Below are 14,562 nucleotides of genomic sequence, written 5' to 3'. Positions count from 1 at the left end.
TGACGGGTTTGTCCGCCCTGCTGCACGACCCCGAAAGGCTGGCCGATCTGCCATGACCGCACCCGCAATCTCTTCCGTCGACGACTTGGTCGCCGCCGTCCTCTCGGGCTCCGTCGGACCCGATCCATCCACGTTCGCCGTCACCAGCGCCTTCTGGCTCCACCACACCACGCGCCTGCCGGGTGCCGACGTGACCTACCGCAACTACTACGTCCTCCTGCGGGTCGGCGAGGTCTTCGGCGCCTGCTCCTTCGAGGCCGGCGAGCTCGACCCGTCGTACTGCGCCGACACGTCCGGCCGCACGCTCGCCGACGTACTGCGTTCCGACGACCCCCCACCGGTGCGGATCGCGGCGCTCGACGCCTACCTGGCCTCGGTCGAGCCGCACCACGTGTCGCCCGACGCCGAGGAGGTCGTCCTTCCCGCCGGTACGCCGGACATCCGCGCCCGGGCCCGTGATGCGGCGGTCGCCGGACTCCTGGATGTTGCCGAGGGCACCAAAGTCGCGCTGATCGGCGTGGTGAACCCGCTCGTCGACGCGATCACGGCGCGCGGCGGGATCTGCCTGCCGTGTGACTTCAACCTCCTGCAGACCGCCTCCGGCCTCCTGGTCTCGCGCGACATGACAGCGGTGGTCGACTCCGCCGACGCCGTCGTCGCCACCGGAATGACCTTGTCCAACGGAACTTTCGACGTTCTCCTAGATCGTTGCCGTCAGCAAAAGAAGCCTCTCGCCATCTATGCTCAGACCGGCAGCGCCGTCGCCCGCGCCTTCCTCGGCTCCGGCGTCAGCGCCCTCTCCGCCGAACCCTTCCCCTTCTCCCAATTCAGCTCCCGCCCGACGAGCCTGTACCGCTACCACTCCAGGACGGATCTGTGAGCAGCCGCACTCAGAACCCGGCGATAGTCGTACGAGTCCGAAGCCAACCGGCGACAGGGTGACCAGACCGCCGGTTCGGGTCGGCGCGCCTGGTGCAACGGGCGGGGGCCTGGGACAGGAAGTGGTGGGCTGGGACAGGTTATTGCCTGTTCACGCCCCCGGCTTCCCGTCCAGGCTCCCGATCCGCCGACCCCGGCACGCCGCCTCGGGCACCCTGCGAGTGTCTGGCTCAAGACCTCCGCTCAGGGCTTGATCCGGGCTTTATCAGGGTCCTCACCGAGCCTTGGTCGATATATCGTTCAGTCTTATGGAGAACCTGCCCGACCGCCCGCATCCGCACGCGCATCTCCGCGCGTCCGACATCGATCGCGACCAGGTCGTCGACGTACTGCGGGATGCCCTGATGTCGGGGCGGTTGTCACAGGACGAGCATGCCGACCGGCTCGAGCTGACGCTGCAGGCGAAGACCCTGGGCGAACTCGAGCCGATCACCCGCGACCTCCTCCTCCCCGGTCAGGCCGCGCCGGTGTCGGCCGCGGTGCCGGTGCCGGTCGCGTCGAACGGCCGGGTGCCGATCGAGGAGCCGGCGAACCCGGCGGAGAGCTTCGACACGATGCTGGCGATCTTCGGCGGCGGTGAGCGGAAGGGCCGCTGGCGGGTCAAGCGCCGGACCAACGCGGTCGCGGTCTTCGGCGGCCACGACCTGGACATGACCGACGCGGTGTTCGAGGGCCGCGAGGTGACGATCTGGGCGTTCGCGGTGTTCGGCGGGATCGACATCACCGTCCCCGAGGGCGTCAGCGTCCGCAACGAGGGCGTCGGCATCTTCGGCGGATTCGCGGCCCGCGGCAGCGAGGACCCGGACCCGAACGCACCCACCGTCGTGGTGAAGGGCCTCGCCCTCTTCGGCGGCGTCGGCGGCCAGTCATCCGCCAAGCGCTACAAGAAGAAGGACAAGGGCCGCGGCCACCTGGGGCATTGAATTCGGGTGCGGTGGATAGCCTTCGACCATGACCGGCCAGCCGTTCGTCCCCTCCGACTTCGTCGTCCCCACTGAGCTGATCACGCCGCGGTTCCGGCTGGAGCCACTCGGCCCGGAGCACAATGCCGCCGATTACGCCGCGTGGACCAACAGCATCGGCCACATTCGCGCGACCCCGGGCTTCCAGGGCAGCTGGCCGCCGGTCGACGGCATGAGCACGGACGCGAACCTGGCCGACCTGCAGCGTCACGCGGCCGATTTCGCCCAGCGCCGAGGATTCACCTACACCGTGCTCGAGGCCGGCACCGACGACGTGATCGGTTGCGTGTACATCTATCCGTCCCGCAACGACGAACACCTCACCGATGTTCGATCGTGGGTCCGCGCCGACCGGGCCGAGTTGGACGTGGCTCTGTACGAATCCGTCAGCACCTGGCTGGCCACGTTCTGGCCGTTCGCGAGGATCGACTACGCGTCCCGGTGACTCAGATCCAGGACTTGAACCACATTCGGCTGAGCCAGTCGGGGTGTGGGAGGACCTTGTCGGTCAGGATCGGCCAGATGTAGGCGAAGTTCAGCACGACGAGTACGACGAACGCGCCCACCACCGCACTGCCGATGAGTCTTCGTGGCGTCGCCGTACCCAGCGCGGCTCTGGCCGGTCCGAGGATCTTGCCGAGCACGAGCGCCAGCGCCATCACCGTGAACGGGATCATCGTCACGGCGTAGAAGAAGAAGATCGGTCTGTCGTCGAACGCGAACCACGGCACCCAGCAGGTGATGAAGCCGACGATCGGTACGCCGAATCTCCAGTCGCGCGAGCCGATCCACAGCACGAGGGCCGCGATCAGCGCGAGGGCGCCGCCCCACCAGAGGATCGGGGTCCCGAGGGCGGAGATCACCGACAGGCAGTTCGTCCCGGCCGGCGGGTTGCAGCCCGGCGTACCGGCCTTGATGTCGTTGACCGCGTCGAACCCGATCGGGCGGGCGATGATCGGCCAGCCGGCCGGGTTCGACTGGTAGGGGTGGGTGGCGTGCTTGATGTAGTCGCCGGTGTGGAAGGCGAGCACTTCCTGGTGGTAGTGCAGGAGTGAGCGGAAGTCGTCGGGGACGACCTTCATCACCCCGTGCGCCGGATTCTTGGACGCGTAGTCGTGGTCGTAGGCGTTGTCGTGCAGCAGCCAGCCGGTCCAGGTCGCGAGGTAGGTGACGAGCGCGACCAGCACGATGCTGAAGAACGCCGGGATGCCGTCGACCAGCACCGACTTCACGAACGCGAACCGGACGCCGAGCGCACGCCGGGCACCGAAGTCCCAGGCGAAGACCAGGATGCCGAAGCCGGCCAGCACCCAGATCGCGGACCACTTGGTCCCGCAGGCGAGACCGAAGCAGATCCCGGCCAGGATCCGCCACGGGCGGAACAGCAGCCAGCGGCCGACGGTACGGCGCTCGCCGTCGGGAACCGGGGTGTCGAGGGTGTCGGCGTGCCGGCGGCGGGTCCAGTCCCGGTCGGCGATCAGGCAGGAGACCGCGGCGACGATCCAGAACGCCAGGAAGATGTCGAGCAGAGCGACCCGGGACATCACGAAGTGCAGGCCGTCTACGGCGAGCAGCAGGCCCGCGATGGCGCCGATCAGGGTCGACCGCGCCATCCGGCGTACCGTCCGGATCACCAGCAGCACGGTCAGGGTGCCGAACAGGGCCGGCATGAACCGCCAGCCGAACGTGTTCATCCCGAACAGCTGCTCACCGGCGGCGATCATCCACTTGCCGACCTCGGGGTGCACGGTCAGGCTCGGGGTGGCCTTGAAGACGTCCAGATTGCCGCTCAGGATCGCCTTGTCGGCGGCGCCTTCCGGCTGGTCGATGAACTGCCGGGCGTAGCCGAACTTGAGCAGGCTGAACGCGTCCTTGGCGTAGTACGTCTCGTCGAAGACGAACTTCACCGGGTTGCCCAGGTTCCAGAACCGCAGGATCGCCGCCATCGCGGTGATCGCCAGCGTCGCGATCCAGCCGCCGTCGACGTCCTTCGGCATCGGCGGGTACAACCGGTCCTTCAACGGCGGCAGCCGTCTCCCGAGCACGTCCCGCCCGAGCGTCTCCAGCCCGTCGGCAGCGTCACTCCGCCGCGCAGTCCCGTCCTCGATCACAGCAGCCACGCCCGCCATGGTACGGACGCCCCGGTACCACCGCCTCCCCGCGTGGGTTCCGGGCGGCTGGGATGATGGCCTGGTGACCGGGCGATTGGTGTTGGCGGGGACTCCTATTGGGGACGTGGGGGATGCTTCGGCGCGGTTGGGGAGGGTGCTGGCGGAGGCTGATGTGGTGGCCGCGGAGGACACCCGGCGGTTGCGGCGGCTGACTTCCGAGCTGGGGATCGCGGTCGGTGGGCGGGTGGTCAGCTACTTCGAGGGGAACGAGCGGGAGCGGACTCCGGAGCTGCTCGAGGCGCTGACGTCCGGGCAGACCGTGGTCGTGGTGACGGATGCGGGGATGCCGAGTGTTTCGGATCCCGGGTATCGGCTGGTGGCCGCGGCGATCGAGGCCGGGGTCGACATCACGGCGGTTCCGGGGCCGTCCGCCGTACTGACCGCGCTGGCGCTGAGCGGGCTGCCGGTGGATCGGTTCACGTTCGAGGGGTTCCTGCCGCGGAAGCCGGGGGAGCGGGCGCGGCGGCTGGGCGAGCTGGCGGACGAGCCGCGGACGATGGTGTTCTTCGAGGCGCCACACCGGCTCACCGCGTCTCTCGAGGCGATGGCGGAGGCCTTCGGTGCAGACCGTCGTACGGCGGTCTGCCGCGAGCTCACCAAGACGTACGAGGAGGTCAAACGCGGGCCCGTCGCCGACCTGGTGACCTGGTCCAAGGACGGCGTACGCGGGGAGATCACCGTCGTGGTGGCCGGTGCGGACCCGCACAAGATCCTCACCCCGGAGGACCTGGCCGCCGAGGTCGCCACCGACGAGGAGGCGGGCACGCCGCGTAAACAGGCCATCGCCGACGTCGCCAAGCGCTTCAACGTCCCGAAACGGACCGTGTACGACGCCGTACTGGCGGCCCGAGACCCCGGTAAATAGCACTGGCGTCCGGCACTACCCTTTAAGGCATGTCCGAGAAGGCCTATTACGTCACCACCCCGATCTACTACGTCACGGCCCCGCCGCACATCGGCAGCGCCTACACGACGGTGGCCGGGGACGTCCTGACCCGTTGGCACGCCCAGCGCGGCGAGCGCAAGTGGTACCTGACCGGTACCGACGAGCACGGCGAGAAGGTGATGCGCAGCGCCGAGGCGCAGGGCATGTCCCCGCAGGCGTGGACGGACAAGCTGGTCGAGGAGGCCTGGAAGCCGGCCTGGGTCGACGTCGACATCGCGTACGACGACTTCATCCGGACCACCGAGCAGCGGCACACCGAGCGGGTCCGTGAGTTCTGGCAGACGCTGTACGACAAGGGCGACGTCTACAAGGGCGAGTACGAGGGCCTGTACTGCGTCGGCTGCGAGGAGTTCAAGCTCCCCGCCGACATCCGCACCGACTCCGACGGCACCCAGCGGTGCATGATCCACGGCACCGAGCTGGAGACGGTATCGGAGACCAACTACTTCTTCCGGCTCTCGGCGTACGCCGACAAGCTGCTGGAACTGTACGAGTCGCAGCCCGACTTCGTGGCCCCGGCCAGCGCCCGCAACGAGGTGGTCGCGTTCGTCAAGCAGGGCCTGCAGGACCTGTCGATCACCCGCTCGACCTTCGACTGGGGCATCCCGGTGCCGTGGGACGAGGACCACGTCCTCTACGTCTGGATCGACGCGCTGCTGAACTACGTGACGGCCGCGGGCTACGGCACCGACCCGGAGCGGTTCGAGGAGCTGTGGCCGGTCGACGTGCACCTGGTCGGCAAGGACATCCTCCGGTTCCACGCAGTGATCTGGCCGGCCATGCTGATGGCCGCGGAGGTCGCCGTACCGCGGCAGGTCTTCGCGCACGGCTGGCTGCTGGTCGGCGGCGAGAAGATGAGCAAGTCGAAGCTGACCGCGATCGCGCCGCACGAGATCACCGACCACTTCGGCTCGGACGCGTTCCGGTACTACTTCCTGCGGACGATCCAGTTCGGGTCGGACGGCTCGTTCTCCTGGGAGCACCTCAGCGCGGTCTACACCTCCGAACTCGCCAACGGCCTGGGCAACCTGGCCAGCCGGATCGCGGCGATGGTCGGCAAGTACTTCGACGGCGCGCTGCCGGAGCCGACCGACCACGGACCGGCCGAGCAGGCGCTCGCCGACAAGCTCGCCCAGACGGTGGCGATCGCGGACAAGGCGATCGACACGCTCGCCTTCCAGGACGCGCTGGCCGCCATCAACGACCTGGTCGGCGCGGTCAACGGGTACGTCACCGAGCAGGAGCCGTGGAAGGTGGCGAAGGACGAGACCCAGCAGGCCCGCCTGGCCACGATCCTCTACAGCGCGGCGGAGGCGCTGCGAGCGGTCGCCGTACTGCACAACCCGACGATGCCGAAGACGTCCGCGAAGCTCTGGACCGTGCTGGGCGCCGAGGAGAAGCTCGGTTCGCTGAAGGACCAGCGGGTCCAGGACGCCGGCACGTGGGGCCAGCTCCCGGCCGGCGCCACGCTGACCAAGGGCTCCGCGCTGTTCCCGCGGCTCGAAGAGGCCTAGACCTAGACCTGGATCGCGGCCGTCGCGTGGTAGAGCGCGGCGGCCTGGGTCCGGCTGGTCACGGCGAGCTTCGTCAGGATGTTCGCCACGTGGAACTTCACCGTCGACTCGCTGATGTGCAGCTCGTCGGCGATCGAGCGGTTGCGCTGACCCTGGGAGAGGCGTTCGAGGACCTCGAGCTCGCGGGTGCCCAGCGCGGCCAGTGGGTCCGAGGTGATCGTCTGGGCCTGCGCGGTTTCGTGCGCGTGCAGGGTGATCCGGGCGGTCAGCCCCCAGCCGGGGACGGCGTCGAGATCCAGGTCGTCCTCGTGCAGGCGGAGGCGCTCGGCCAGTTGGCCCAGGTCCAGCACGTCCTCCAGCCGGCCGGGGCCGTCGTCGCGGACAGTGGCCTGGAGATCCGTCCCGGTGCACCGCCAGCCGACGCGGATCCGCCGTACGCGTTCCTGGGTGAGCATCGCGAGGACCACGGACCGGACGGCGACGCGGGCGCGGTGGGCGACCCCGGCCGGGATCAGCCGATCGTTGCTGGGGGCATCCAGTTCGAGGTCGACCGGCCCGTGCCGGAGCAGGGCGCGGAGCGAGTCGGCGAGTCGCTCGAACGCCTTGCCGGCCGGTTCCTCGCCGCTCCACACCCGGTCCCGCTGGGTGTCGGTGCGCAGGTCGGCCAGGCCGTTCAGGGCGAGCTCCACGGCCGTCGAGCGGGCCGAATCAGCGTCGACCCGCTGGTTCCGCAGTACGCCGAGAAGCGTGGCGAGCGTGGCCGCGTGGGCCTCACCGAGCTCGGCGGCGAGGTCGGCGCGGGCCTTGGCCACGGCCCGGTTCTGCGCCAGCGCGCTGGGCTCGCGTTCGAGGGTCAGCTGGTACATGTGCGCGGTGATCAGGTCCCACAACGGCTGGAGCGTGGCGGCGGCGTCCGTCGGCGTCTCGTCGGACCGGATGAAGACGACCACTGATCCCCGCGGCGCCCGGTCGCTGGCGACGGCCAGGACAGGGTGGGGCGCGCCGGCGATCGGTACGACGCCCTGCCACGGGTGACCCGCGGTCACGGTGCCGAGCAGGCCGGCCAGGTCGGCGCCGGTGATCGCCTTGGCCAGCACGGGCTCGCCGTGGGTCGTGATCGGGGTGGATGCGCACTGGGAGGCGAGCTGGGCAACGGCACGATGCGGGATCAGCTCGGCGGTCGCGGCCGAGAGCCGGACCAACAGCTCATCGGTAGGCCCGTCGATGATCTGCGCCGCGGCCGCCAGCACCTCGTCTGCCATGTCGTTCAGGGTACGGCGGTTGATGCGTCCACCCGAGCCCGTCTTTCGGACGGTGGACAACCATCCGTTCGGCCAGTCGGGAATGCCCGGACACCCGCGAAGCTTGATTGAAGCATCAACCAATCGATGGAGGCGCAGCATGCGAGCGGTGGTTTTCGAGGAGTTCGGCGGTCCCGAGGTGCTGCGGACCGAGGATGTGACCGAGCCGCACGCCGGCCCCGGACAGACCCGGGTCCGGGTTCGCGCGGCCGGGGTGAACCCGATCGACTTCAAGGTCCGCCGCGGCTGGACCAAGGGGTTCATCGACGTGACGTTCCCGGCCACGCCGGGGCTGGAGGTCGCCGGGGTGGTGGACGAGGTCGGTGAAGGCTCGGAGTTCGCCGTCGGTGACGAGGTCGTCGGCTGGTCCACGACCGGGTCGTACGCCGAGCACGCGCTGGTCGGCAACGTCGTACGCAAGCCATCCGGCGTGAGCTGGGAGCAGGCGGTCGGGCTGCCCGTCGCGGGTGAGACGGCGCAGCGTGTCCTGGACGAGCTGCAGCTGAAGGACGGCGAGACCCTGCTCCTGCACGGCGCCGCCGGCGCGGTCGGCTCGATCGCGGCCCAGCTCGCCAAGACCACGGGCGCCACAGTCATCGGTACGGCGTCGCCCGCCAACCACGACTTCCTGCGCTCGCTCGGCGTGATCCCGGTCGCGTACGGCGAGGGCCTGGTCGACCGGATCCGCGAGGTCGCGCCGCAGGGCATCGACGCGGTGTTCGACACCGCCGGTCAGGGCGGCCTGAAGGAGTCGATCGAACTCCGCGGCGACACCGACCGCATCATCACGATCGCCGACTTCGCCGCCCAGGAACTCGGGGTCGCGGCCTCCATGGGGTCAAGCGGAACCCCGGAGGAGATCGCCGCCGGCCTGACCAACCAGCTGCAGGCCGCCGCCGCCGGTAATCTCCAGGTCCGCATCGCCCAGACCTTCGCCCTGGCCGACGCCGCCAAAGCCCAAGAACTCAGCGAATCCGGCCACGCCCGCGGCAAGGTCGTCGTACTCCCCTAGTGCCGCGCCAAGCAACGTTCGGTAGGTAACCGGGACGACCGCTCACGACGCCGGGGAGGAGGTGTACCGACGGGCGGGTAGTAGTCGGTCGCCTTCGGCATGGTCGGGGTGGTTCACGTGGGGCTCGGGTCAGGGTTGGTGGGTGGCTTCGACTACTACCCGCCCATCGGTACGGCATCGGCCTGGAGGTCCGTCATCTGGTGAGACAGCAGGTCCCGGCATCCGGACCGAATGAACCGGCCGTCGTGGGTTCAGACACCCACTGGTGGGCCGAGACAGGAAATATCAGGTCGCGACCCACCACAGCCTGTCTCAGGTCCCCACGACTGGCCGCCGTATCCAGGTATCCGACACCCGCGAACCTCTGCTCGTTGGATGCGTGGACGGGGGCTTCAGGGCGCCAACGCCGTTCCGTCGGCCGCCGGCCGCCGGTACCGCTACCTGCGTCGAGATGACACTGCTGTTCAGCAGCGCACTAGCCGTAGGCGAACCGCGAGGACGGTGTGGGTACGTCGGCCACTCGCGGGTCCCAGCGGTCGACGAAGTTCACCCCGGGCGGGATCTCGACGGAGGCCGTCGAGGTCCAGCCGCGGGTGAGGGTCGGGAAGTCGGGGACGTCCGGGTGGTAGTGCGGCTTGCCGGTGCCGAGGAGGTCGCGGGCCATCGGCGCGCTGACGGCCTGGTACCGGAAGTCGGCCGACAACCGCAGCTGCTTCGTCCGGTTGGGCATCGCGCCGTGCACAGTGAGGCTCCCGAACAGCAGCACGTCACCCGGCTGGTACGACGTCGTCCGCCACTCCGGATGGTTCTCGTCCGCCTCGGCCCGCATCATCCCAGGCCCGTCGGACGCCCTGACCGGCAGTACGCCGAGCCGCGGCGAGCCGGCGAACACACGAAGCCCACCGATCTCCGGCGGCGCCGCACTGAGTGGCAGCCAGGTCGTCAAGGTGTCGATGCAGCCCTGGATGAATCGGTAGTCCTGATGGATCGGGGTCGGGTTGGCCCCGGGCGACGGCGGCGCGATCCGGCAGATATGCGCCGGATGCGCGAACGCCTCCTCGCCCAGCAGCCGCGCCGCCAGAGTCAGTAGCTCGGGACGCACGGCCAACTGGTGGAACGCCTGCGTGCCCTGGATGGCGGTGTACGCACCGAAGAACCCGGGCGATCCTTCCTCCACGGCCCGCTCCGACGCGATCAAGTCGACGGCGGTGGTGCCAGGCGCGAGCCAGTTGCTGTCGTGCAGGATCCGGGCGAGCTGATCGCGTACGTCGCCGATCACGTCGCCCGGCAGCAGCCCACGAAAGAACAGATAGCCATCCTCAGCCAGCCGCCCCCGCAGCACCGCCGCATCGCTGAGTGCGCCGGATGAGTCGGTCAGATCCTTCACTTGTCGTTTCCGATCTTGTCCATCGCTGCGGCGATGGCGGCGACGTCGGTCTTGTCCAGGTAGAGGTCGTTCACGGTCTTGTTGATGTCGGCGACCTTCCCCGTCCAGCCCTCGGCGATCGGCATGTTCACCGTGCTGGAGGCGGCCGAGTCGAGGAACGGCTGGACGTCGATGCCCTTCTTCTTCCAGTACGCCGTGTAGCCCGCGCCGGCGTTGTTCAGGGCCGGGATGATGTAGCCCGCGTCGCCCATCAGCTTCTGCGCCTTCTCCGAGCCGAGGAACGCGACCAGCTTGCCGGCCTGGTCCGGGTGCTTGGTCTTGGCGAACATCCCCTCCGCGAGCCCGTTGATCACGACCGTCCGGCCCGACGGCCCGGCGGGCATCGCCGCGACGCCGATCGGGAACTTCACCTCCGGCAGTGCGAACGGCAGCAGCGCGTTGTTGGCCGGGAACATCGCCACCTCGCCGCGGTAGAACATCTCGGTCGCCTGACCCGTCGGCGGATTGGTCCGGGTGCCGTCGGGGGAGAGGTGCCACTGGAAGATCAGGTCGCGGGCCCACTGCAGCGCCTCGACCGATTTCGGTCCGGCGAAGTCGAAGGTCCCGTACGGCTTGTCCATCGCGTGACCGCCGTTGGACGCGATCCAGTTCAGCCACTGGGTCTGGCTGTGGTTCCAGGAGCAGAACCCCCATTGCTTGCTGCCGACAGTCAGCTTGCGCGCGAGTTCCTCGAAGGTCCCGGAGCCGTCCGGAGCCCAGGTGAGCTTGTCCGGCATCGTCACCCCGGCTTTGGCGAACAGCGTCTTGTTGTACAGCAGGCCGACGATGCCGAGGTCCTTCGGCATCCCCAGTTGCTTGTCCTCGAACTTGTACGACTGGACGACGTTCGGATGGTACGAGTCGAGCTTCAGCCCGGCCTTCGCGATCAGATCGTCCAGGGGTGCGAGCACGCCCTTGCCGGCCAGGTCGGGGAAGCTGTCGACCGTCAGCCAGAACACGTCCGGCGCCTTGCCGCCGGCCAGCTCGGTGGTCAGCTTGGTCCAGTACTGGTCGTACGGCAGGATCTCCATCCGGACGGTGATGTCGGGGTTCTCGGCGGTGAACGCGGCGAACACCGTCTTGTAGCCGACCTCCTGCTGCTCGTCCCACAGCCGGTACACGAGCTCGACCTTGCCACTGCCACCGCCACCGCTCGCGCCGTCGGTCGAACCGCAGCCGGCCAGCGCGAGCACACTGCCGGCACCGATCAGGAATGTCCGCCGGGAAAGCTTTCGAGACATCAGATCCTCCGAAGTTACTTGAGCCCGGTGACCGCGACCGAGCGGACGATGAAGCGCTGGAAGACGACGAAGAGCACCAGCAGTGGCAGCAGCGCGATCAGGCTGCCGGCCATCACGGCGTTGTAGTCGACGCCGATCTCGCCCTTGAACAAGGCGATGCCGACCGAGAGCAGCCGCTTGTCCTCGCTGCTGGTGATGATCAGCGGCCAGAGGAAGCTGTTCCAGTTGGCGACCACCGCGAGGGTGGTGACGGTGACCAGGATCGGTTTCGACAGTGGCAGCACGATCGACACCAGCGTGCGGACCCGGCCGGCGCCGTCGATCCGGGCCGCGTCCTCGAGATCCACCGGGATGGTGCGGAAGAATTGCCGGAGCAGGAAGATCGCGTACGGCGTCCCGAGCATCGTCGGCAGCATCAGGCCGGCCCAGGTGTCGACCAGCCCGAGCTTCTGCATCATCAGGTACAGCGGGATCATTGTGACCACCGGCGGCACCATCACCGTGGACAGATACACCCAGAACAAGGCGTCCCGGCCCGGGAACGACAACCGCGCGAACGCGTACGCCGCGAGGATCGCGAACACCACCTGGCCGGCGGTGATCCCGGCCGTGACCAGCACGGTGTTCACCAGGTAGCCGCCGAACCCGGACGCGAACAACCGGTGGAACGCGGCCGTGCTGGGCGGCAGTCCCGGTTCCCAGGGCATCGTGTCCGACAGTTGCCCAGGGCCCTTGAACGCGGTGAGCACGGACAGGAAGTACGGGAAGATCGCGAACACACAGCCTGCCACCAGGACGGCGTACGTGAAGAGGCGGAGTTTCATCCGGACACCTCGTAGGTCGTTCGGCGCTCGAAGTACACGAACTGTGAGATCGTGGCGATCAGCACCACCGCGAACAGCAGCACCGAGATCGTCGAGGCGTAGCCGAAGTCGAACTTGCGGAAGGCCTCGTCATAGATCAGGTACGTCGCCACCTCGGTGCTGTCACCCGGGCCGCCCTCGGTCATCACGAAGATCGTGTCGAAGGCCTGGAACGAGCCGATCACGTTGGTGATCAGCACGAACAACAGCGTCGGCCGCAGCAGCGGGAGCGTGATGGCGAAGAAGTGCTTGATCGGGGAAGCGCCGTCGAGCGAGGACGCCTCCCGCAACGACTGGGGAATGTTCTGCAGGCCGGCCAGGAAGAACAGCATGTTGTAGCCGGCGAACTGCCAGATGTGGACGGCGGCGACACTCGGCATCGCCAGCAGCGGTGACGACAGCCAGGCCGGACCGTCGATCCCGAAGAGGCCGATGAACTGGTTGAGGGCACCCCGGGCGGGATCGAAGATCCAGGTCCAGACCAGGCCGAGCGCGACCGGGGTCGCCATCCATGGGATCACCAGCAGCGCCCGGAAGTACTTCATCCAACGCAGTTTCCGGTCGACCAGCAAGGCCAGTAGCAGCGAGAGGATCGTGGTCCCCGGCACGCAGATCAGGACGTAGTACAGGGTGACGAGGAGCGAGTGCCAGACATCGCCGTCGGCTACCAGCTTGCGGTAGTTGGCCAGGCCAACGAACTCCGGGGTCGACAGCAACTTCCAGTCGAACAGGCTGAGCGCGATCACGATCAGCACGGGCGCGAGCAGGAAGCCGATGACGCCGACCAGACTCGGTGCCAGCAGGGTGTACGCGGCCAGCGTCTGCCGGTACCGGCCGGGCCGACGGGTACGGCGCGGCGCCGGCCTAAGCATCGGGATCCTTCAGCGGATGCGGCCGCGGCGAGCTCGGGGTGAGCAGCTCGCGGGTGCGATCGAGACCCCAGCGATCGAGCTCGGCGATGGGGTCGCTGGACATCCGCAGCCCGGGGCCGGCCTCGATGTGGTCGGCCCACCGCTCCCGGTCCTGGACGTCGGGGCGCACGATCAGGCAGTCGGAGTCGTTCGCCCACCATCGGCCGTGCAGGAACTCGCGTGCCACGGAGGTGGAGCGTGCGCCGCGCTGGCCCGGTTGGCTGATGTCGCCGGACGGCGGCTCGACCAGCGGATCGGTGTCGGGAGAGATCCGCATGCAGTCGACCAGCCCGAGACTCGGCAGGATCGGGGCGCCGCAGCCGTGCAGGATCCGGTTGGGCCCGACCGCTTCGCGCAGCAACCGCATCCCGTGCCGGTACGCCGCGATGCCGTCGAGCTGCTCGTGTCGCGGGCCCTCGATCGCGCCGGCGTACACGAAGTCGAGCTTGAAGTGGTCGTAGCCCTGCCGGCACAGCTCGGTGAAGACGTCCTGCAGGTGCCGCGCGGCGCCGGGGTGGGTCACGTCCAGAACCAGTTGCTCCTGGCCCCAGTTGGTGCCCGCGGTGATCCCGGGGACAAGCCACTCGGGATGCCGGCGGGCGGTCTCGCTGTTGCTGCCGACCAGGAACGGCGCCACCCAGATCCCGGCCCGGCGGCCGCTCGAGCGGATGTCGGCGGCCAGCCGCACGGTCGATCCGAAATCCTCGCGTGGGGTCAGCCAGTCGCCGATCTCCGCTTGGTACCCCTCGTCGAGCAGGACCAGGTCGACGCTCAGGTCGTGCTGGTCGAACTGCCGGACGTCGGTCATCACGTCTCGCTCGGTGACCTTGCCCCAGTACGCGTACCAGCTGCACCAGGCCGGCCCGAACACCCGGACCGCGGAGTGCGCCGTACTGGCCGCGGAGGCGTCGGCCCAGTCGGCCAGGGCCTGGTTCGGGTTGGCGTGGGTGCTCGTCGTCACCTCGACCTCACGGTCGGCCGAGATCACCAGCCGGTCGGCCTCGACCTCGCAGCGGATCGACGGGACCGCGTCCGGACTGGACGCGGCAACGACAGTCACCTCGCCGCCGGTCGCCACCGCGAGCAGTCCTTCGCCCTGGAACCGGCCGGCCGTCACGCCCGGGCGGTACGCCATCACGTGGTGGTTCGGCGCGGTCGGCCGGGGCGGACTCGCGCCGAGCCGGTACCAGCCGCTCGGGCTCCACGACTGCCAGCCGTGCTCGAAGACCAGCGTGGCGGCGTCGTGCCCGAGCTCGGCGACGGTACTGAAGCCCAC

13 protein-coding genes are annotated in these 14,562 nt (G+C 68.9%); 6 read left to right on the top strand and 7 right to left on the bottom strand.

The genetic code is table 11. The features are described from left to right. Positions 1-52: 52 nt before the first annotated feature. The 3 genes from OG555_RS05065 (at position 53) to OG555_RS05055 (ending at position 2,346) form a co-directional block, all read left to right on the top strand. Positions 53-880 carry a Rossmann-like domain-containing protein gene (locus OG555_RS05065; protein ID WP_329481508.1) on the top strand — a complete coding sequence of 276 codons (828 nt, stop codon included), beginning with the start codon at positions 53-55 and terminating at the stop codon, positions 878-880. Between the two features lie 307 nt (positions 881-1,187). Then, positions 1,188-1,862: a DUF1707 SHOCT-like domain-containing protein gene (locus OG555_RS05060; protein ID WP_329481507.1), complete on the top strand. Its 675-nt coding sequence runs from the start codon at positions 1,188-1,190 to the stop codon at positions 1,860-1,862. A 28-nt stretch (positions 1,863-1,890) separates the two neighbouring features. Further along, complete coding sequence (locus tag OG555_RS05055) at positions 1,891-2,346, top strand: GNAT family N-acetyltransferase (protein ID WP_329481506.1); 456 nt, start codon at positions 1,891-1,893, stop codon at positions 2,344-2,346. Between the two features lies 1 nt (position 2,347). Here OG555_RS05055 and OG555_RS05050 read toward each other — a convergent pair whose 3' ends face one another. Continuing rightward, entirely contained in the window at positions 2,348-3,898 is a 1,551-nt protein-coding gene (locus OG555_RS05050; RefSeq protein WP_329484769.1) for a dolichyl-phosphate-mannose--protein mannosyltransferase, read from the bottom strand. A 196-nt stretch (positions 3,899-4,094) separates the two neighbouring features. On the opposite strand from OG555_RS05050, the gene rsmI reads away from it, so the two are divergent. Together rsmI and metG are read left to right on the top strand one after the other, a co-directional pair. Next, entirely contained in the window at positions 4,095-4,937 is an 843-nt protein-coding gene (gene rsmI, locus OG555_RS05045; protein WP_329481505.1) for a 16S rRNA (cytidine(1402)-2'-O)-methyltransferase, read from the top strand. A gap of 29 nt (positions 4,938-4,966) precedes the next feature. Then, positions 4,967-6,532: a methionine--tRNA ligase gene (metG, locus tag OG555_RS05040; protein ID WP_329481504.1), complete on the top strand. Its 1,566-nt coding sequence runs from the start codon at positions 4,967-4,969 to the stop codon at positions 6,530-6,532. 2 nt (positions 6,533-6,534) lie between these two features. Here the strand turns inward: metG and OG555_RS05035 are convergent, their stop codons facing one another. Next, positions 6,535-7,794: a helix-turn-helix transcriptional regulator gene (locus OG555_RS05035; protein ID WP_329481503.1), complete on the bottom strand. Its 1,260-nt coding sequence runs from the start codon at positions 7,792-7,794 to the stop codon at positions 6,535-6,537. A gap of 139 nt (positions 7,795-7,933) precedes the next feature. Between OG555_RS05035 and OG555_RS05030 the strand changes: the two genes are divergently transcribed. After that, positions 7,934-8,845 carry an NADP-dependent oxidoreductase gene (locus OG555_RS05030; protein ID WP_329481502.1) on the top strand — a complete coding sequence of 304 codons (912 nt, stop codon included), beginning with the start codon at positions 7,934-7,936 and terminating at the stop codon, positions 8,843-8,845. A 475-nt stretch (positions 8,846-9,320) separates the two neighbouring features. On the opposite strand, the gene OG555_RS05025 is transcribed toward OG555_RS05030, so the two are convergent. The 5 genes from OG555_RS05025 to OG555_RS05005 are packed head-to-tail and all read right to left on the bottom strand — an operon-like array spanning position 9,321 to position 14,562. After that, on the bottom strand, positions 9,321-10,232 hold the full coding sequence (locus tag OG555_RS05025) for a phytanoyl-CoA dioxygenase family protein (protein WP_329481501.1): 912 nt from the start codon (positions 10,230-10,232) through the stop codon (positions 9,321-9,323). Further along, the gene (locus tag OG555_RS05020; RefSeq protein ID WP_329481500.1) at positions 10,229-11,512 is read right to left on the bottom strand and encodes an ABC transporter substrate-binding protein; all 1,284 of its coding nucleotides are present in this window, start codon (positions 11,510-11,512) and stop codon (positions 10,229-10,231) included. Before OG555_RS05020 ends, OG555_RS05025 begins: the two co-directional genes overlap by 4 nt. 14 nt (positions 11,513-11,526) lie before the next feature. Next, the gene (locus tag OG555_RS05015; protein WP_329481499.1) at positions 11,527-12,336 is read right to left on the bottom strand and encodes a carbohydrate ABC transporter permease; all 810 of its coding nucleotides are present in this window, start codon (positions 12,334-12,336) and stop codon (positions 11,527-11,529) included. Further along, on the bottom strand, positions 12,333-13,247 hold the full coding sequence (locus OG555_RS05010) for a carbohydrate ABC transporter permease (protein WP_329481498.1): 915 nt from the start codon (positions 13,245-13,247) through the stop codon (positions 12,333-12,335). Before OG555_RS05010 ends, OG555_RS05015 begins: the two co-directional genes overlap by 4 nt. Continuing rightward, entirely contained in the window at positions 13,240-14,562 is a 1,323-nt protein-coding gene (locus OG555_RS05005; RefSeq protein ID WP_329481497.1) for a glycoside hydrolase family 36 protein, read from the bottom strand. The genes OG555_RS05010 and OG555_RS05005 overlap by 8 nt, the downstream gene beginning before the upstream one ends.

Origin of the sequence: Kribbella sp. NBC_01484, assembly GCF_036227145.1 — a bacterium.
Classification (GTDB): Bacteria; Actinomycetota; Actinomycetes; order Propionibacteriales; family Kribbellaceae; genus Kribbella.
The sequence above is the reverse complement of the archived record's forward strand: the minus strand, read 5'-3'. Positions and strand labels throughout refer to the sequence as shown.